Origin of the sequence: Halomonas sp. 5021 (assembly GCF_036663435.1) — a bacterium.
In the GTDB taxonomy this organism is placed as follows: Bacteria; Pseudomonadota; Gammaproteobacteria; order Pseudomonadales; family Halomonadaceae; genus Vreelandella; species Vreelandella janggokensis.
Genome location: NZ_JAXOVU010000012.1, coordinates 42,975 through 59,488, shown reverse-complemented (window position 1 = coordinate 59,488; position 16,514 = coordinate 42,975). Strand labels below are relative to the sequence as shown.

The following is a 16,514-nucleotide window of genomic DNA, read 5'->3' as shown; positions in this document are numbered from 1 at the left end:
TTTACTGACGATAAGCGGCTTCTTTAAGCGCGCGAATACGATCATCCAGCGGCGGGTGGCTGGCAAACAGTTTCTCGACCAGCGAACGTGTCTGGCCTTTAGTGATGGCCATGGCACGCAGGGTATCGGGCATCTGGTCGGGCATTTCGGTTTCGCCTTTCAGGCGGGCCAAGGCATTGACCATGGCGCTGGTTCCTGCGAGGCGTGCGCCTGCTTCGTCGGCACGGTATTCACGAAAGCGCGAGAACCACGCCACGATGGCCGAGGCCGCGATACCGAAGATGATTTCAGCGACCATCACGACAGCGAAATAGCCCATAAAGCCCAGGCCGCCCTCACCATCGCTGCGACTTTTCAGGAAGCCGTCGATGAGATGGGCCACGACGCGGGCAAAGAACATTACAAAGGTATTCACGACCCCCTGAATCAGGGCCAGAGTGACCATGTCGCCGTTGGCAACGTGACCGATCTCATGGGCCAGCACAGCGCGGACTTCATCCGGGCGCATGCGATTTAAAAGCCCGGCGGAAACCGCTACCAGGGCGTCGTCTTTTTTCCAGCCCGTCGCAAAGGCATTGGACTGTTGTGCCGGGAAGATACCCACTTCGGGCGTCTTGATGCCAGCCTCGCGGGCCAGTTCGGCGACGGTGTCGACCAGCCACCTTTCAGTGTCGTTCGACGGGTTTTCAATAATCACCGTACCGGTACTGCGCTTGGCCATCCACTTTGAGATGAACAGCGAGATCATTGATCCCGCCATGCCGAAGATAAAGCAGAAAATCAGCAAGCCGGTGAAGTTGATGCCCTGGGCGTTGAGGTAGCTTTCCACCCCAAGCAGTCGTAATGTCAGGCTGGCGACCAACAACACCGCTATGTTGGTACCTAAAAACAGCAAAATGCGCATCATGTGGCGGATTCTCCCTAGGATATAACCGTCTTGAGTTTGGCGGCGTTGAGCAGAACGATTGCTGTCGAGCCGTACTGGTTTGATTAGATACGTGCAGTGTGCCCGGGTTTCAAGTACTCACGCCAAATATCGTATCTTTTACTGCCGATAGCGGGCGAGGAAGTTTGCAAAGCGGTCCAGGGCATCGCCCAGCTGATCAGCCCATGGCAGCGTGACAATGCGAACATGGTCAGGCTCTGGCCAGTTGAACGCTGTGCCCTGTACCAGCAGGATCTTCTCTTGCAGCAGCAGATCAAGCACCATCTGCTGGTCGTCCTTGATGTTGAACACCTTGGGATCTAGGCGTGGAAACGCATACAGCGCCCCTTTGGGTGTTACGCACGATACCCCAGGGATGGCATTGAGTTTTTCCACGGTGATATCGCGCTGGGCCAACAAACGTCCGCCGGGCAGGATGAGATCATTGATCGACTGGTAGCCGCCCAAGGCCGTTTGAATGGCGTGCTGGGCGGGCACGTTGGCGCACAGACGCATCGAGGCCAACATGGTCAGCCCCTGAATGAAATCCTGGGCGTGGAGCTTGGCCAGTGTGCCTGAAATGGTCATCCAGCCCGAGCGAAACCCGGCGCAGCGGTAGCTTTTCGACAGTCCGTTCATGGTGATGACCAGTTGATCGTCATCTGCCAACGCACCGGTGGCGGTGTGTTCGACACCGTCGTAGAGAATCTTGTCGTAGATCTCATCGGAGAACACCACCAGATTGTGCTGCTTGGCGATATCCAGCACTTCACACACCACGGCGGGCGGATAGACCGCGCCGGTAGGGTTGTTGGGGTTGATCAGCACAATGGCGCGGGTGCGACTGGTGATCTTGGCGCGAATATCGGCCATGTCCGGCGCCCAGTCCGCCTGCTCGTCGCACATGTAATGCACCCCATGACCCCCGGAAAGGTGCGCCGCGGCGGTCCACAGCGGGTAATCCGGGGCGGGGATCAGCAGTTCGTCGCCGTCGTTGAGGAGTGCTTGCATGGCCATGACGATCAGCTCGGAAACGCCATTACCAATGTAAATGTCCTCAATGCCGACGCCGGGAATCTGCTTGCGCTGGCATTCCTGCATGATTGCCTTGCGTGCCGAGTAGAGCCCCTTGGAGTCGCAGTAACCCTGAGCGGTGGGCAGGTTGCGCATGACGTCCTGAAGAATTTCTTCGGGTGCCTCAAAGCCAAACGGCGCAGGATTGCCGATATTGAGCTTGAGAATTCGCTGGCCTTCTTCTTCCAGCCGCTTGGCATGGTCGAGCACCGGGCCGCGAATGTCGTAGCAGACGTTACTCAGCTTGTGGGATTTTTTAAGCGTGGGGGATTCTTGAGGTTGGGGGGTGTCCATGAGCCTTGATTTCCAAAAAGTGTCCAGTGGCCGCGCGGCATTGTCGGTCGATGCCTCATTATGCGTCGGAATGGGAGGTGCTGTCTTCGTCGCTGTGCACCGGCGGCGGTGGAATATCGTCGGGGGTTTCCAGTGTCAGCCTTCCCAGCTTGCCGTCACGCAGTTCGTGCAGCAAGACTTCAGCGCCCCGGTGCAGGTCAACCGTGCCGCCGGGGCGCAGCCCGCCACGCTTGCCTGCTATTTCCTTGAGAATGGCCTGGCCGTCAAAGCCTGCGATCGCCAGAAAATCAGGCTTTTGCGGGCCGTCAGCATCGACCTCATCGGTGCTGGATGGCGCATAGCGGGGCAACGTCTTGAGCTTGTAGCGGGCGGTCAGTGCATCCGGGTAACGTCTCGCCAGTTCCGCGCTGGTGATGATCGCCACGTCGGTGTATTCAATCGCGGTATCACGAATCGCGCCACTGGCGGCGAGACGGTAGGCGCTGGCCTGGTCTTCAATCTTGGGCCATAGCACGCCGGGGGTGTCGATGAGCGCGACCCGACCGTCGATGCGTACCTTCTGCTGGCGCTTGGTCACCGCTGGCTCGTTACCGGTTTTGGCGATCTTACGCCTTGCCATGCCATTGATCAGTGTCGACTTACCCACGTTGGGAATGCCCATCACCATGACACGTACATCGCGGTCGACACGAACGGCCCCCGCCAGCTCGTGGCAGAGCTGGGGAATTTTTTTCAGTTCTCGGGTATTGGTGGTGGTGACTGCCAGCGCGCGCGTGTCGTCCTGGGCGTCGAAAAATGCGACCCATTCGGCAGTACGCTCCGGGTCGGCCAGGTCCGCACGGGAGAGAATCTTGAGCACCGGCTTGTGGCGGGTCAACTCGGCCAGCATGGGGTTGGCGCTGGAGTAGGGTAGCCGCGCATCGAGCACTTCGATGACCACGTCGATTTCCGGCAGCGCCTCCTGGATCTGGCGGCGGGCCTTGTTCATATGTCCGGGGAACCAGCCGAGCATGGGTCTCTCCTGCAAATTGCTAATGCGGTGCATCTTAACAGAAGGAGGTGGCTAAACGGTTGTTAACGCGTGATGCCGGTCATATATTCGCTTGTGATATAAGTATATAGTTAATGGAGCGGTATGATGCCGCTAAGTAATCGCTGAAGAGGAGCAATACATGGAACTGTCATCGAGCCTGCAGGGGCTTGCAGGTGGCATATTGATCGGTATCTCGGCGGTCTGGCTGATGGCAAGCCTGGGACGAATCGCCGGTATCAGCGGTATTGTCGGTAACTTGATCGCCCAGCGGCCTAAGGGCGATAGCGCTTGGCGGGCGGCGTTTCTCGTCGGCCTGGTCAGCGGGCCATTACTATTAATGGGGCTAGGTGCTGGATGGGGCAATGTCGTCAATCACCCCGGCGCGGTTATCGGCCAGCCGCTGGGCGGCGTGCCGCTGATGCTGGTGGCCGGCCTGCTGGTGGGGCTGGGCACCGGGCTCGGCAGTGGCTGTACCAGTGGTCATGGGGTGTGCGGTCTGGCGCGTCTCTCACCGCGGTCGTTGGCGGCGACGGTCACGTTTTTGGGTGCCGCCCTGGTGACCGTCTATGTCGTGCGTCACGTCCTGGGAGGTGGAGCATGAGCAGACAGGCTCTGACCCTGGTGGCGAGCTATGTAGCCGGCCTGCTGTTCAGTCTGGGACTGGCGGTATCGGGCATGACTGATCCGGCCAGGGTGGTCGGCTTCCTGGATGTCGCCGGCAACTGGGATCCGACGCTCATGTTTGTACTCGGCGGGGCGGTCATTACCACCTTTATCGGCTACCGTTTCGTGCTGAAGCAGCCGGTACCTCTGCTGGCAAAGCGTTTTCAACTGCCCGATAAGCAGGGGCTGGATGCCAGACTGTTGATCGGGGCGGCGTTGTTCGGCGTGGGGTGGGGGCTTTCAGGTTACTGTCCGGGGCCCGCCATCGCGTCGCTGGGCGGTGCCACGCTACCGCTGGTGGCAATGCTGGCGACCATGGTGCTGGGCTGGGTGATCGCCAGGCGTTGACGACGCTATTGCTCAGGTGCCGGACCGCCCATCATTTCTTCCAGGCGCTCTTCATCCGGCATGCCTTCGACGCGGTCCAGACGGGTGACGCCGTCATCGGTCTGGCGCTTGAAAGCGCTGGTCGGGGTGGCGTAGAGGCCCAGACCGTCAAACAGCTGGTTGTTGCTGTATACCTGCTCTTCAATTTCACGAGGTTGGGCGCTGGCGCGGATGTGGTCGCCTTGCTTATGGCGGGCAAGGGCGTCGGCGGGATCGTCGGCAGCGAGTAGCGATGCGGCCTTGGCGGGGCTGTCGGCGTCAAGAATGCCCACCACGATATGGCGTAGTTGCACCTCGCCTGCTTCAACCCAGGGCCGTGCGGCTTCCCAGAAAGCCTGGCAGTAGGGGCAGTTGGGGTCGGTAAAGGTGTAAACCACCCGTGGCGCGTCACGCTGGCCATCCTGAATCCAGTAGCTGTCTTCGAGGAGTTGCCAGGTTTGTGCTTCAAGTGGTGCCCGTACGTGCTTGTCCAGCGCTGCTTCCTCGAGCTGGTTGTCGCCCTCCTGGTCGGTCAGCGAGCCGGTAATGGCGTGCTCGCCGTCGGGGGTGAGGTAGATGGTCACTTCCTGGCCCTGACGGCTGGCGCCAAAGCCACGCATGCCGCCAGGGGCGTCAAATTCGCCGTGAATCTCCAGTCCTTGATCCGCCAGTGCCTGTACAGGGGCGGGGAGAGAGTCCGCTTGGGCTGTCGGCATCATGAGCATGCCGAGCATCGCGCTGCCGAATAGGGGCGAACGGCGTGATGTTGGCCGGGGTTGGAATAAGCGGTGCAGGGTGAACACATCGCGCATAGCGTTCCTCAATCGTTGCAGAATCGAGGGGATAGCCTAACGCGCAGGGCCTGAATCGGCATCATTTTCCGCTAATAAATCGATGCCGGGAATATCAAGGGCCATGAACCAGCCAGCGCACGGCATAGGGAGGCAAAGGGTCGGTGGCTTGACCAGAGGATCGGGCGTTGAGGTCTTGCCATGGGACTGACGATAACGCGTGCTGGACGTCATCACCGAGCTGATCAAATGATAGGGGCACCTCGGTGACATTGTATAGCGCCAACAGGCGGCGACCGTTGGCCAGCGGACCACGTTCGATGGCCAGCAACGATGGATCCGAAGTCAGTACGCGCTGTGCGGCATTGGGGTGGAAACAGGGCTCCCGGCGTCGGCAGTCCAGCAATCGACTCAGCGCATTGAAAACGTCATGGGTGGGTGTGGCGGTGCTGTCGAGGAGTAAATCGAGTTCGCGGCGCTGCCAGCGGCGGCGATTGATAGAGCGTAAGCGACCGCTGCGCTCAACGCCTTCCACGTCGTTGAGGGTGCCGGTCAGGGTATGGATATACAGGGCCGGAATGCCTTGAAGACTGAGCATGATCGCCTGGCTGCACAAGAAACGTGCAATTTGCCACGGATCGGGGCCTTTGCGCGTGCCTTGCATGGCTTCAAACCAGGTGATGTTGATTTCATAGGGGGTGTCGCTGCCGTCGGGGTTGCTGCGCATGCTGACAAAGCCGCCAAATCGGTGCATCAGTTCGAGCAGCGCATCGCGTTCGTGATCGGGTAACAGGCCTTCCAGTGGGCGTACGCCAATGCCATCGTGGCTGGCGGTAAAATTGAGATAGGTGCAGTGGTCGGGTAGAGGCGGCAGGCTGGCCAGCCAGCCTTGCAGGGTATGCGTTTCGCCCCGTGTCAGGGTGTGCAACAGCAGCGGCGGCAAGGTGAATTGGTAGATCATGTGGGCTTCGTCGGGCGGGCCGTCGGCGAGGCGGTCAAGACCGAAGTAACTGATGTTTTCGTGATGCGGCACGTTGGTTTCGGTGATCAGCAGCGTGCCGGGGGCAACGTGGTCCACAATGGCGCGTAGCAATCGCACGACGGTGTGGGTTTCCGGCAAGTGAATGCAGTTGGTTCCCAGCCGCTTCCATAGAAAGGCGACGGCGTCCAGGCGCACGATACGGGTGCCCTGCTCGAGGTAAAACAGCAGGATGCCGACAAATTCCAGCAGCACATCGGGGTTTTCGAAGTTCAGGTCGAGCTGGTCTTCGGAAAACGTCGCCCATAGGTAACGTGTTCCCCGGCGGGTGGATATCGGCACCAACAGCGGGCTGCTACGTGGCCGAACCACTGCCGACACATCGGTGTCGGGGTCGACTTCGATAAAATAATCGCGCCCCGGTAGGCTACCGCTAAGATAGTCGACAAACCATAACGACTCCCGGGACACATGGTTGAGCACCAGGTCCGCCATCAGGTCGTAGTGGCGGGCAAGGGTCTGAATATGCTGCCAGTCGCCCAGGTCGGGGTTTACTTCCCGGTAGTGGATTACTGAAAAGCCGTCGTCGCTGCTCCACGGGAAAAACGGCAGTACGTGGACGCTGCTGATACGTTCACCGAGACGCGCTTGCAAAAAGTCGTCGAGCACTGCCAGCGGGGGCGCTGGGTCATCAACGATAGAGTCACCATAGGTGATCAGCCACTGGTCTTTCTCGCTCCACAATGGTGCACGCTGACCCTGCTGCTCGATGGAAAGTTGCGGCTCCGACGCTGGGCAAAAATGCGCCAGGCGTTGATTCAGGCGGCGCTGAACCTCCGTGGCGCGGGGCCCGTAAAGGTGATCCAGATAAACGTGCACAGTGTCGTCGAAGGCGGTCATAAGGGTGTCCCAGTAAACAGGCTTCCACAAACGGTGCAGCTTGTGTGCCAAAACGTTACAATAGGCGGTTAATAGCGCATTAACAGGTCGTATTTTGCTTTCTCGTGCAGCGCTTTCGCACGGGCCGACAACAGGTTGAACGCCATGCATTGCCCTTTTTGTGGTGCTAACGATACTCGCGTGACCGATTCGCGGCTGGTAGCCGACGGTGACCAGGTGCGTCGCCGTCGCCAATGTGCAAGTTGCCAGGAGCGTTTTACCACTTATGAAACCGCCGAGCTGGTCATGCCCCGTGTGGTCAAGTCTGACGGTTCGCGCGAAAGCTTCAACGAAACCAAGCTGCGTGCCGGTATGCTGAGGGCGCTCGAAAAGCGGCCGGTCAGCGCAGAGGCCATTGAGGCGTCCGTCGAGCGGATACGCCAGACGCTTCGCGCGCGGGGAGACCGGGAAATTGACGCCCGCGATATTGGTGAGTCGGTCATGCAGGCCTTGAACACCCTCGATCAGGTGGCCTACATTCGCTTTGCATCCGTGTATCGCAAGTTTCAGGATCTGGACGAATTCCGGGCTGAAATTGATCGCTTGTCCCAGGAACCTGCTGACGGCAGGCCCTCAACGTGAGCGTGGCCTTGTTCAGTACCGATGACCATCGTTACATGGCCCGCGCGCTGGCGCTAGCGGCATACGGTCTGTACACCACCGACCCCAACCCTCGTGTGGGCTGCCTACTTGTCCGCGATGGTAAGGTTGTGGGCGAGGGCTATCACCGCTACGCGGGTGAGCCGCATGCGGAGGTCAATGCATTGGTTGCGGCGGGCGAGAACGCTCGTGGCGCGACCGCCTATGTCACGTTAGAGCCGTGTTCACATATTGGCCGCACTGGCCCCTGCGCCGTGGCGTTGCAAGACGCTCGGGTGGCGCGCGTAGTGGTGGCCATGGTAGACCCCAATCCTCAGGTCAGTGGCCGGGGCATTCGCCTTTTGGAAGATGCGGGGATCGAGGTGTCAGTCGGGTTGCTGGAGGCAGACGCCCGCGCGCTCAATCCTGGCTTTATCGCCCGTATGGCGAGCAAACGTCCCTTTGTGCGCATGAAGATGGCGATGAGCCTCGATGGTCGCACCGCCATGGGGTCGGGTGAATCCCAGTGGATTACTGGTCCTGAGGCGCGCGCGCAGGTTCAACGATTACGTGCCCGTTCAAGTGCGATATTGAGTGGTGTGGAGACCGTCATCATGGATGATTCACGCCTGACGGTTCGTGCCGAGCAACTCGGCTTGGATGATGCCGCTGACATCGCCAGGCGCCAGCCGCTGAGGGTAATTGTCGATAGCCAACTGCGATTGCCGTTGGCAGCCGCCTGTTTGCGAGCGCCCGGGCGTACGCTGATTGTTACCACGTCCAGGGATACTGAGAAGCGCGGGCGACTGATAGACGCTGGGGCTGAGGTGCAGGTGTTAGCCGCCGATGCCCAGGGTCGTGTTGATCTGTCGGCTCTGCTTGAGTGGCTGGCGGCAAACGAAGAGGTTAATGAGCTGCTGGTTGAAACCGGCGCCACACTCGCCGGCGCCATGCTAAACGCGGGATTGATCGATGAAATGCAGCTATTTGTCGCGCCGACGCTGTTGGGCGGAGACGCCAGGCCGCTGTTTGCACTCCCGGGGCTTGTCCAGATGGCCGACCAGCAGCGCCTCACTATTCACGATATGCGGGCCGTTGGACAGGATTGGCGAATTATCGCCTCGCCAGTGGTGACTGGCACGAGCGACGATACCAAGGTACCCTGACGCGCGAAATCGCACCCTTGCGACAACTTTACTGGAGATTCCATGGCGCACGCTTCCTCTGGGACACTAGCCCCCATTGCTGAACTGGTCGATGATATTCGCCAGGGCAAAATGGTGATTCTCATGGACGACGAGGATCGCGAAAATGAAGGCGATATCATCATGGCCGCTGAAAAAGTCCAGGCGGAGCATATCAACTTCATGGCACGCTTTGCCCGCGGCCTGATCTGTTTGCCGATGACACGGGCGCGCTGCGAACAGCTGAATCTGCCGCTGATGGTACGCGACAACGGCTCCGGGTTTGGCACCAAGTTCACCCTGTCGATCGAAGCGACCGAAGGCGTGACCACGGGGATCTCCGCCGCCGACCGGGCGCGGACCGTCCAGGCCGCCGTTGCCCCGCATGCCAAACCCACCGATATCGTCCAGCCGGGACACATCTTCCCGCTGATGGCCGAGCCCGGTGGCGTTCTGCGTCGTGCCGGTCATACCGAGGCCGCCTGTGACCTGGCAGCCCTGGCAGGTTGTGACCCGAGCGGCGTGATTTGTGAGGTCATGAACGATGACGGCAGCATGGCGCGCCGTCCTGAGCTTGAAGCTTTCGCTGAAGAGCACGGCATCAAGATGGGCACCATTGCCGATTTGATTCACTACCGCATCGTCAATGAGCAGACGGTGGATCATCTCGAAGCCTCGCCGATTACTACCACCCAGGGCGAGATGACGCTGCATGTGTTTCGCGACCGCATTCAGGGCGCGCATCACTTAGCCCTGGTCAAGGGCCAGCCAGCGCCTGAGCAGCCCACGACGGTGCGGGTCCATCTGGCCGACACCTTGCGTGATGTGCTGGGGTTGACCAAAGACGAGCAATGTCGATGGGATGCCCAACGAGCGCTTGTCGAAATATCCGAGGCTCCTGCGGGCGTGTTGGTGCTGATCGATGACGGGCGCCCGCATCAAGACCTCAAAGACCAGTTGGATGTCTTTTTAGAGCGCGTGCGCCAACCGCGCACCAGCGATTCTGACGGCGCGGGAAATTACTTAACTATCGGTACCGGCTCGCAAATACTTCGCCATCTTGGCGTGGGTAAAATGCGTTTGCTCAGTTCGCCCTGGAAATTCTCGGCACTTTCCGGCTTTGACCTGGAAGTCGTCGAGCGGCTGGGGCCGAACGATACGTCCGATGAGTCCACCGCTTAGCCGTTATACACTTTAGCAGGAATAAATTGATGCAATCCCTTTCTCAAGTTGAAGGTACCTTTGTCGACGTCGATGGCCGTTACGTCATCGTGGTTGGCCGGTTCAATCACCATGTCGTAGACAGTCTGGTGGAGGGCGCCGTCGATAGCCTGGTTCGTCATGGCGTTGATATGGAGCACATCGATATTGTGCACGTCCCCGGTGCCTGGGAGCTGCCGCTGGCCGTCAAGCGTGTCCTCAAGGTGGTGAAGCCTGACGCGGTCATCGCCCTGGGGGCGGTGATCCGCGGTGGAACGCCGCATTTTGAATATGTGGCGGGTGGCTGCAATACCGCCCTCAACCAACTACAGCTCGAGTTCGATACGCCCATCGCCAACGGCGTGCTGACCGTCGAGTCGATCGAGCAGGCCATTGAGCGTGCCGGTACCAAAGCGGGTAACAAGGGTACTGAAGCGGCCATGGCGGCCATGGAAATGGTTTCGTTGCTGCGCGCTATTGCGCCGGGTGATACTCATGAGTGAACGTCGTGAGCGCAAGCCTTCGGCTGCCCAGCAGGGCCGGCAAGCGGCGCGTGAGCTGGCGGTGCAAGGGCTCTATCAGTGGCACATGACGGGTAAGCCGATCAACACCATTGAGGCCGAATTCCGCAGCCATCTACCTGATGCCGACATGGAAGATCATGAGAATTGGGCCAAGGTGATGGAGATTGCTGACAAGGCGCTGTTTCATGAGCTGCTGATCAATACGTCGCGTTTCAGTGCGGAGCTGGACCGGGATATAGCACCGTTGCTTGACCGTCGTCTGGAAGACCTGGATGCCGTCGAGCTGGCCATTCTTCGCCTTGGAGCCTACGAGCTGTCGCGGCGTATGGAAGTGCCTTATCGTGTGGTCATTAACGAAGGCGTTGAGCTGGCCAAGTCGTTTGGTGCCACTGACGGCCATAAATACGTGAACGGCATTCTCGACAAGTTAGCCATTCGCTTGCGGAGTGCCGAAGTCAGTGCGCGTCGCCGCTAACCGGCCCCATGGACCGGGTGACTGCGCGTTCTTGCTGACGTTGCGTTCAAGGGGCCTTTGTGCTTGCCGAATTTGATCTGATTCGACGTTATTTTACGTCGCCGTGTCGCGATGCGAGCTCTCGGAGCGTGGCGCTGGGGGTCGGTGATGATGCTGCCGTACTGACGCCACAGCCGGGCCGCCAGCTAGTGGTGAGTGTGGATACCTCGGTGGTAGATGTTCACTTCCCCGGCGAAGCACCCGCTGAAGCCATTGGACACCGTGCGCTGGCTGTGGCGCTGAGTGACCTGGCCGCCATGGGGGCGACGTCACGTTGGTGCGTGATGGCGCTGACCATTGATCAGGCGCAATTTGCCGATGATAACGCTGCTGATGCCTGGCTCTCGGGCTATGCGCGGGGGTTTGCCGCACTGGCTGACCGGCACGCAACAACGCTGGTGGGTGGCGACATCACGTCCGGCCTGCTTTCCATCGCCGTGACTGTCATGGGTGACGTGCCCAATACCACAGCGCTGACACGAAGCGGCGCCCGGCCTGGCGACGTGATTGCCGTTACCGGCGCGCTGGGCGGGGGAGCCGGCGGTTTGGCGCTGTGGCGAGAGGGTGAACGCGATAAGGCTCACCCGCTGCTTGAGCGCTATTTATGGCCGACGCCGCGCTTGGCGGCAGGCGAAGCGTTGCGCGAGTGGGCGACCGCGGCGATTGATATTTCAGACGGACTGTTAGCTGATCTGGGCCATCTGCGCGAGGCATCTGGCGTAGGGGCAACGTTATCGCTGGACGCATTGCCGCTGGCTGAAGGCCTGGAACATGCCTTGGGGCCAGAAGCGGCTCGACAGGCCGCATTGACCGGCGGCGACGACTATGAACTACTGGTGACGTTGCCCTCGACTCACGTCGAACAAGCGCGCCAGCAGCTTGCTGCGTCAGGCGTTCCACTCCACGTGATTGGTGAGTGCAGCGACATCTTGGGCGTGCATGGACTTCCCGTTCAGCGCTATCACGGCTGGCAGCATTTCAAGGGAGAGACGCCATGAATCATGCCCCTGCAAGCGTTTGGCGTCGGCCCACGCATTTTTTTGCCTTTGGGCTTGGCAGTGGTGCCGTGCCTTTTGCGCCGGGTACGTTTGGCACGCTGGCGGCGATTCCTTTTTATTGGTTAATGGCCGATCTGTCGCTAGGCTGGTACTTAAGTATTGTTTTTGTCGCCTTTGTGATCGGCGTATGGCTGTGCGATAGAACGTCCAACGATTTAGGGGTGCATGATCATTCCGGGATCGTTTGGGATGAATTTGTCGGCTACTGGATTACCATGGCGGCGGTGCCGTTTTCATGGGAATCTGCACTGTGGGGCTTTTTGGTGTTCCGCATTTTCGATGTATTCAAACCCTGGCCTATCCGCTGGGCGGACCGGAGGGTGGCCGGCGGGTTTGGCATCATGATCGATGATGTGATGGCAGGGATCTACGCCTGGAGCATAATGCATCTGTGGTTTTGGCTGCATTGACCGTTTAATAACGCTGCCCGTTGGCGCGTTTGGCTCAAGGGAGATGCCATGCGCAAGGAACGTTTGATTGTCCCCGTTCTGGCGGTAATAGCCGTGCTATGGGTAGCGGCACAGCTGCTTTCAAGCGTGTTGTTCGAGCGCAGCCTGCGTCAGGCGCTGGATGACCTGGCCGCCCGCGGTGAGTGGCGGGTGACGCGTACTGAAAGCGATCAGGGATGGTTAACCTCACAAGGCCGATTGGTTCTTTCGCCTTTGCTCGGGCGGCCCTGGCGACTGGAGCTTAGCTACACGGCCCGTCACGGTCTTTTAAGCACCGACGTGGAAGGCACGCTTTTGCCTCGCCTCGATACCGTCCTTCAGCAAGCGTTGGGGGAGGTATCTGCGCCTTCCGTACCGCGTTGGCAAGGCACTTACCACACATTGAGCGGTCACAGCGAACTGCGTCTGGCGCTTGCTCCCTTCGTTATTCAGCAAAACGGCAGGGAATTAGCCGTGCGCGGTGGTCGGCTGCGCCTAGAGGGCGTTTACGGCGATTGGCGGCTACGGGCGCTGATGGATCAACTGACCATTACCGATGGGCCGGCCGAGCTGCGTGTCGGGCCCTCGACGTTGGAGAGCCGCTACACCTACACCGAAGACGCCTACCACTTTACCCAGTACGATTCTCTACATATCGAGAATGTGGCGCTGTCCTACCCTGCTTTTGATGTGCAAATAGCCCCGCTTGATGTCAGTAGCCGGATGATGCTCGACGAGCAGGAGTTGCGCGTGAAAGGAGAGCTGCATATTGGCGAGGTCAGGGTGCCTTCCGAAGCGCCGGACACGCCGTTACTGCAAAACGGCCATATGGAAATGGAGCTTTCCCGGATCAATGCCGATGCGGTGCGCGATACCATACGTCAACTGCGCCAGGAAGCCGCATGGGGCGATGCTCGCTTACCCTTGGCGGAGGGAACCCTGACTCGCCTGCAGCCCGACTTGCGTCAGCTGTTAAGCGATTCACCGCGGTTGGATGTCTCGACCATCGCTGTCGACAGTCCGCTGCTGGGGATTCGATTGGATGCCGATGGCGCGCTGTTCTTTGACAACCGCCAGCTGGACAAGTTGGACATCACCAAGCTGGATGAGCCTGAAGAGCAGGCGCGTTGGCGTGAGCGTATCGACGGGGACTTTACCTGGCACGATGCCCCGACCGTCGCGGCCCTCTGGTTGGGGCTGCCGTTGGGTACTCAGGAACTGGCGTTCGACGTGGTGCGTGGCCAGTGGCGCGTCAATGGTCGTCCAATGCCCAATCTATGGCCCTGAGCGTCAACGGTTGAAGTTTGTCTGATGTGCCCGCATTTCCATCACAAAGCCGAGCGGCAATCGCCACCGGCAGGTGTTGATTGGAGGGTTCATGAGCGACCAGGAATTTGACCGAGACGACCACTTTAACGTGCAGGACGACAACGATCCGACCTCGCAGGGTGAGGACGACCAATTCCGATCAGACGGTGAGCGTGTCAACTCAATGGTGCCCGCCAGTGACATGCTTCCCGAACGTATCTATCTGCTACCGATCCATAATCGGCCCTTCTTTCCCGCCCAGGTGCAACCGCTGGTCATCAATCGTGAACGCTGGGAAGAGACCATGCGCCGGGTGGGTAATACCCCGCACCAGACTGTAGGGGTTGCTTATGTGGGTGAGCAGGGTATCGACTCCCTGGATAGTGAAGGCTTTCCGACCATTGGCACGGCGGTCAAAGTTCACAAGATGAAGGGTGAGGATCAGCAGATCCAGTTTATCGCCCGGGGTGTGCAGCGCTTCAAGATTCAGCGTTGGCTATCCAGCACGCCGCCTTACCTGGTTGAAGTGAGTTACCCCAAAGAGCCGGTGGATGCAGAAAACGAAGAAACCCGCGCTTATGCGATGGCGATTATTAATGGGATCAAGGAATTGCTGCCCATTAATCCGCTGTACGGCGAAGAGCTCAAGCACTACCTGAACCGTTTCAGCCCGCACGAACCCGGTCCGCTGACCGACTTTGCCGCGGCGATTACCTCTGCCAAGGGTCCGGAGCTTCAGGATGTGCTGTCGACGCTGGATGTTGCTGAGCGCATGCAGAAGGTACTGCCACTGCTGCGCAAGGAGATTGACGTTGCACAGCTGCAAAGCGAAATCAGCGAGCAGGTCAACGCGCAGATGCAGGAGCGTCAGCGTGAGTTTTTCCTCCGCGAGCAGCTCAAGGTGATCCAGCGCGAATTGGGTATTTCCAAGGACGACCGTGAAAACGATGTCGATACCTTCCGCGCCCGCCTGGAATCGCTGGTGGTGCCCGAGCGGGTCCAGTCGCGGATCGACGATGAACTGGACAAGCTCAGCGTACTGGAAACCGGTTCGCCTGAGTACGGCACGACACGCAATTATCTTGACTGGCTGACGTCGCTGCCATGGGGCGTGACCAGTCCTGACCAGTTGGATCTGAATCATGCCAGACAAGTCCTGGACCGTGATCACGACGGCTTGAAAGACGTCAAGGAACGGATTGTCGAATTCCTCGCCGAAGGGTCCTTCAAGGGCGATGTTGGCGGCTCGATTCTGCTGCTGGTAGGCCCGCCTGGCGTGGGTAAAACCTCTGTTGGGCGTTCGATTGCCGAAGCGCTGGGTCGTCAGTTCTATCGCTTTTCCGTCGGCGGCATGCGCGATGAGGCCGAGATCAAGGGACACCGCCGTACCTACGTGGGCGCGATGCCCGGCAAGCTGGTTCAGTCGTTCAAGGAAGTCGAAGTCGAGAATCCGGTGATCATGCTCGATGAAATCGACAAGCTGGGCCAGTCTTTCCAAGGGGATCCGGCATCGGCGTTGCTCGAGGTACTCGACCCGGAGCAGAACGTCGATTTCCTCGACCACTATCTGGATGTCCGTATGGATCTCTCCAAGGTGCTGTTCGTGTGTACGGCCAATACCCTGGATTCCATACCGAGTGCGCTGCTGGATCGCATGGAGCAAATTCGTCTGTCGGGCTACATTGCCGAGGAAAAGCTGGCGATAGCCAAGCATCACCTCTGGCCCAAGCTGCTCAAGCGCGACAACCTGCCCAAAAAGCGTATTCAGCTCAGTGACGCCGCTCTAAAGCAGGTGATTGAGGGCTACGCCCGGGAAGCGGGGGTGCGTCAGCTGGAGAAACAGCTGCACCGCATCGTGCGCAAGGCAGCCGTCAAGCTGCTGGAAGACGACGTTGAGACCGTCAAGGTGTCGGTTAAGAACCTCGAGGAATTCCTGGGCGCGCCCATCTTCCGCAAGGAAAAAGTCCTCAAAGGTGAGGGCGTGGTTACCGGTCTTGCCTGGACGGCAATGGGTGGTGCCACTTTGCCCATCGAAGCGGGCAAGGTTCATTCTCTGGATCGTGGCTTCAAGCTTACCGGCAAACTTGGCGATGTGATGCAGGAGTCTGCCAATATTGCCTACAGCTATACGCTTGGCCATCTGCAGGAATACGGCGCCGATAGCGACTTTTTCGACTCTGCCTTTGTACACTTGCACGTGCCGGAAGGTGCCACGCCCAAAGATGGTCCCTCGGCGGGGGTCAGCATGACCACGGCGCTGCTATCACTGGCCAGGCATCAGGCTATTGACCGTCCTCTGGCCATGACGGGTGAGCTGACGCTCACCGGCCAGGTACTGCCTGTGGGCGGCATTCGCGAAAAAGTGATTGCGGCGCGCCGCAGTGACATCTTTGAAGTCATCCTGCCGGAGGCAAACCGGCGTGATTATGAAGAGCTGCCCGATTACCTTAGAGAAGGCATGACAGTGCACTTTGCCAATCGCTATCGTGATGTGGCCAAGGTTGTTTTCAAATAGCTCATTAAGCGAATTAGTCATTGACTTGCTTAATTGGTGATGCTGCTATCGATTATCATCGTTAAATCAGGCTTTCTGGCCATTAACGTTTAGTCCTGTATAACCTTTAAACGCTATCCTCTCGGATAGCGTTTTTTTCT

At 59.2% G+C, this 16,514-nt stretch carries 16 protein-coding genes; 11 read left to right on the top strand and 5 right to left on the bottom strand.

All coding sequences use genetic code 11. The features are described 5' to 3' along the window. Position 1: 1 nt before the first annotated feature. From htpX to ylqF, 3 genes are all read right to left on the bottom strand, one after another. Positions 2 to 907 (bottom strand): protease HtpX, encoded by a 906-nt coding sequence (gene htpX, locus R3F64_RS15955; protein WP_085917776.1) that lies wholly within the window; start codon positions 905 to 907, stop codon positions 2 to 4. Positions 908 to 1,045: 138 nt separating this feature from the next. After that, positions 1,046 to 2,293, bottom strand: a complete 1,248-nt coding sequence (locus R3F64_RS15950) for a pyridoxal phosphate-dependent aminotransferase (protein ID WP_199283665.1) — start codon at positions 2,291 to 2,293, stop codon at positions 1,046 to 1,048. A 58-nt stretch (positions 2,294 to 2,351) separates the two neighbouring features. Then, positions 2,352 to 3,305 carry a ribosome biogenesis GTPase YlqF gene (ylqF, locus tag R3F64_RS15945; protein ID WP_085917778.1) on the bottom strand — a complete coding sequence of 318 codons (954 nt, stop codon included), beginning with the start codon at positions 3,303 to 3,305 and terminating at the stop codon, positions 2,352 to 2,354. Between the two features lie 160 nt (positions 3,306 to 3,465). Here ylqF and R3F64_RS15940 point away from each other — a divergent pair, with 160 nt between their 5' ends. Both R3F64_RS15940 and R3F64_RS15935 read left to right on the top strand, forming a co-directional pair. Further along, on the top strand, positions 3,466 to 3,927 hold the full coding sequence (locus R3F64_RS15940) for a YeeE/YedE family protein (RefSeq protein ID WP_085917779.1): 462 nt from the start codon (positions 3,466 to 3,468) through the stop codon (positions 3,925 to 3,927). Next, on the top strand, positions 3,924 to 4,337 hold the full coding sequence (locus R3F64_RS15935) for a DUF6691 family protein (protein ID WP_199283664.1): 414 nt from the start codon (positions 3,924 to 3,926) through the stop codon (positions 4,335 to 4,337). The genes R3F64_RS15940 and R3F64_RS15935 overlap by 4 nt, the downstream gene beginning before the upstream one ends. Before the next feature lie 5 nt (positions 4,338 to 4,342). Here R3F64_RS15935 and dsbG read toward each other — a convergent pair whose 3' ends face one another. Together dsbG and R3F64_RS15925 are read right to left on the bottom strand one after the other, a co-directional pair. Further along, positions 4,343 to 5,089, bottom strand: a complete 747-nt coding sequence (gene dsbG / locus R3F64_RS15930) for a thiol:disulfide interchange protein DsbG (RefSeq protein ID WP_199285483.1) — start codon at positions 5,087 to 5,089, stop codon at positions 4,343 to 4,345. A 172-nt stretch (positions 5,090 to 5,261) separates the two neighbouring features. Beyond that, positions 5,262 to 7,025, bottom strand: coding sequence for a sugar phosphorylase (locus R3F64_RS15925; RefSeq protein ID WP_199283663.1), 1,764 nt, complete (start codon positions 7,023 to 7,025; stop codon positions 5,262 to 5,264). A 144-nt stretch (positions 7,026 to 7,169) separates the two neighbouring features. Here R3F64_RS15925 and nrdR point away from each other — a divergent pair, with 144 nt between their 5' ends. From nrdR to lon, 9 genes are all read left to right on the top strand, one after another. Continuing rightward, positions 7,170 to 7,646, top strand: a complete 477-nt coding sequence (gene nrdR / locus R3F64_RS15920) for a transcriptional regulator NrdR (protein ID WP_085917782.1) — start codon at positions 7,170 to 7,172, stop codon at positions 7,644 to 7,646. A 2-nt stretch (positions 7,647 to 7,648) separates the two neighbouring features. Then, the gene (ribD, locus tag R3F64_RS15915; protein WP_267905867.1) at positions 7,649 to 8,809 is read left to right on the top strand and encodes a bifunctional diaminohydroxyphosphoribosylaminopyrimidine deaminase/5-amino-6-(5-phosphoribosylamino)uracil reductase RibD; all 1,161 of its coding nucleotides are present in this window, start codon (positions 7,649 to 7,651) and stop codon (positions 8,807 to 8,809) included. 42 nt (positions 8,810 to 8,851) lie between these two features. Further along, positions 8,852 to 10,009: a bifunctional 3,4-dihydroxy-2-butanone-4-phosphate synthase/GTP cyclohydrolase II gene (gene ribBA / locus R3F64_RS15910; RefSeq protein WP_085917783.1), complete on the top strand. Its 1,158-nt coding sequence runs from the start codon at positions 8,852 to 8,854 to the stop codon at positions 10,007 to 10,009. A gap of 29 nt (positions 10,010 to 10,038) precedes the next feature. Next, a complete protein-coding gene (gene ribH, locus R3F64_RS15905; protein ID WP_199283662.1) occupies positions 10,039 to 10,530 on the top strand; it encodes a 6,7-dimethyl-8-ribityllumazine synthase in 492 nt (163 codons plus the stop codon). Beyond that, complete coding sequence (gene nusB / locus R3F64_RS15900; protein ID WP_085917785.1) at positions 10,523 to 11,026, top strand: transcription antitermination factor NusB; 504 nt, start codon at positions 10,523 to 10,525, stop codon at positions 11,024 to 11,026. Before ribH ends, nusB begins: the two co-directional genes overlap by 8 nt. Before the next feature lie 59 nt (positions 11,027 to 11,085). After that, a complete protein-coding gene (gene thiL, locus R3F64_RS15895; RefSeq protein WP_199283661.1) occupies positions 11,086 to 12,063 on the top strand; it encodes a thiamine-phosphate kinase in 978 nt (325 codons plus the stop codon). Continuing rightward, positions 12,060 to 12,533: a phosphatidylglycerophosphatase A family protein gene (locus tag R3F64_RS15890; protein WP_199283660.1), complete on the top strand. Its 474-nt coding sequence runs from the start codon at positions 12,060 to 12,062 to the stop codon at positions 12,531 to 12,533. The genes thiL and R3F64_RS15890 overlap by 4 nt, the downstream gene beginning before the upstream one ends. Positions 12,534 to 12,581: 48 nt before the next feature. Further along, entirely contained in the window at positions 12,582 to 13,838 is a 1,257-nt protein-coding gene (locus R3F64_RS15885) for a DUF945 family protein (protein ID WP_085917788.1), read from the top strand. A 91-nt stretch (positions 13,839 to 13,929) separates the two neighbouring features. Then, positions 13,930 to 16,374, top strand: a complete 2,445-nt coding sequence (gene lon, locus R3F64_RS15880; protein WP_085917789.1) for an endopeptidase La — start codon at positions 13,930 to 13,932, stop codon at positions 16,372 to 16,374. Positions 16,375 to 16,514 lie beyond the last annotated feature (140 nt).

Excerpts from the sequence above, each read along its gene's own strand:
- htpX (WP_085917776.1), bottom strand. The coding sequence starts at position 907 with ATGATGCGCATTTTGCTGTTTTTAGGTACCAACATAGCGGTGTTGTTG.
- R3F64_RS15950 (WP_199283665.1), bottom strand. The coding sequence starts at position 2,293 with ATGGACACCCCCCAACCTCAAGAATCCCCCACGCTTAAAAAATCCCAC.
- ylqF (WP_085917778.1), bottom strand. The coding sequence starts at position 3,305 with ATGCTCGGCTGGTTCCCCGGACATATGAACAAGGCCCGCCGCCAGATC.
- R3F64_RS15940 (WP_085917779.1), top strand. The coding sequence starts at position 3,466 with ATGGAACTGTCATCGAGCCTGCAGGGGCTTGCAGGTGGCATATTGATC.
- R3F64_RS15935 (WP_199283664.1), top strand. The coding sequence starts at position 3,924 with ATGAGCAGACAGGCTCTGACCCTGGTGGCGAGCTATGTAGCCGGCCTG.
- dsbG (WP_199285483.1), bottom strand. The coding sequence starts at position 5,089 with ATGCTCGGCATGCTCATGATGCCGACAGCCCAAGCGGACTCTCTCCCC.
- R3F64_RS15925 (WP_199283663.1), bottom strand. The coding sequence starts at position 7,025 with ATGACCGCCTTCGACGACACTGTGCACGTTTATCTGGATCACCTTTAC.
- nrdR (WP_085917782.1), top strand. The coding sequence starts at position 7,170 with ATGCATTGCCCTTTTTGTGGTGCTAACGATACTCGCGTGACCGATTCG.
- ribBA (WP_085917783.1), top strand. The coding sequence starts at position 8,852 with ATGGCGCACGCTTCCTCTGGGACACTAGCCCCCATTGCTGAACTGGTC.
- ribH (WP_199283662.1), top strand. The coding sequence starts at position 10,039 with ATGCAATCCCTTTCTCAAGTTGAAGGTACCTTTGTCGACGTCGATGGC.
- nusB (WP_085917785.1), top strand. The coding sequence starts at position 10,523 with ATGAGTGAACGTCGTGAGCGCAAGCCTTCGGCTGCCCAGCAGGGCCGG.
- R3F64_RS15890 (WP_199283660.1), top strand. The coding sequence starts at position 12,060 with ATGAATCATGCCCCTGCAAGCGTTTGGCGTCGGCCCACGCATTTTTTT.
- R3F64_RS15885 (WP_085917788.1), top strand. The coding sequence starts at position 12,582 with ATGCGCAAGGAACGTTTGATTGTCCCCGTTCTGGCGGTAATAGCCGTG.
- lon (WP_085917789.1), top strand. The coding sequence starts at position 13,930 with ATGAGCGACCAGGAATTTGACCGAGACGACCACTTTAACGTGCAGGAC.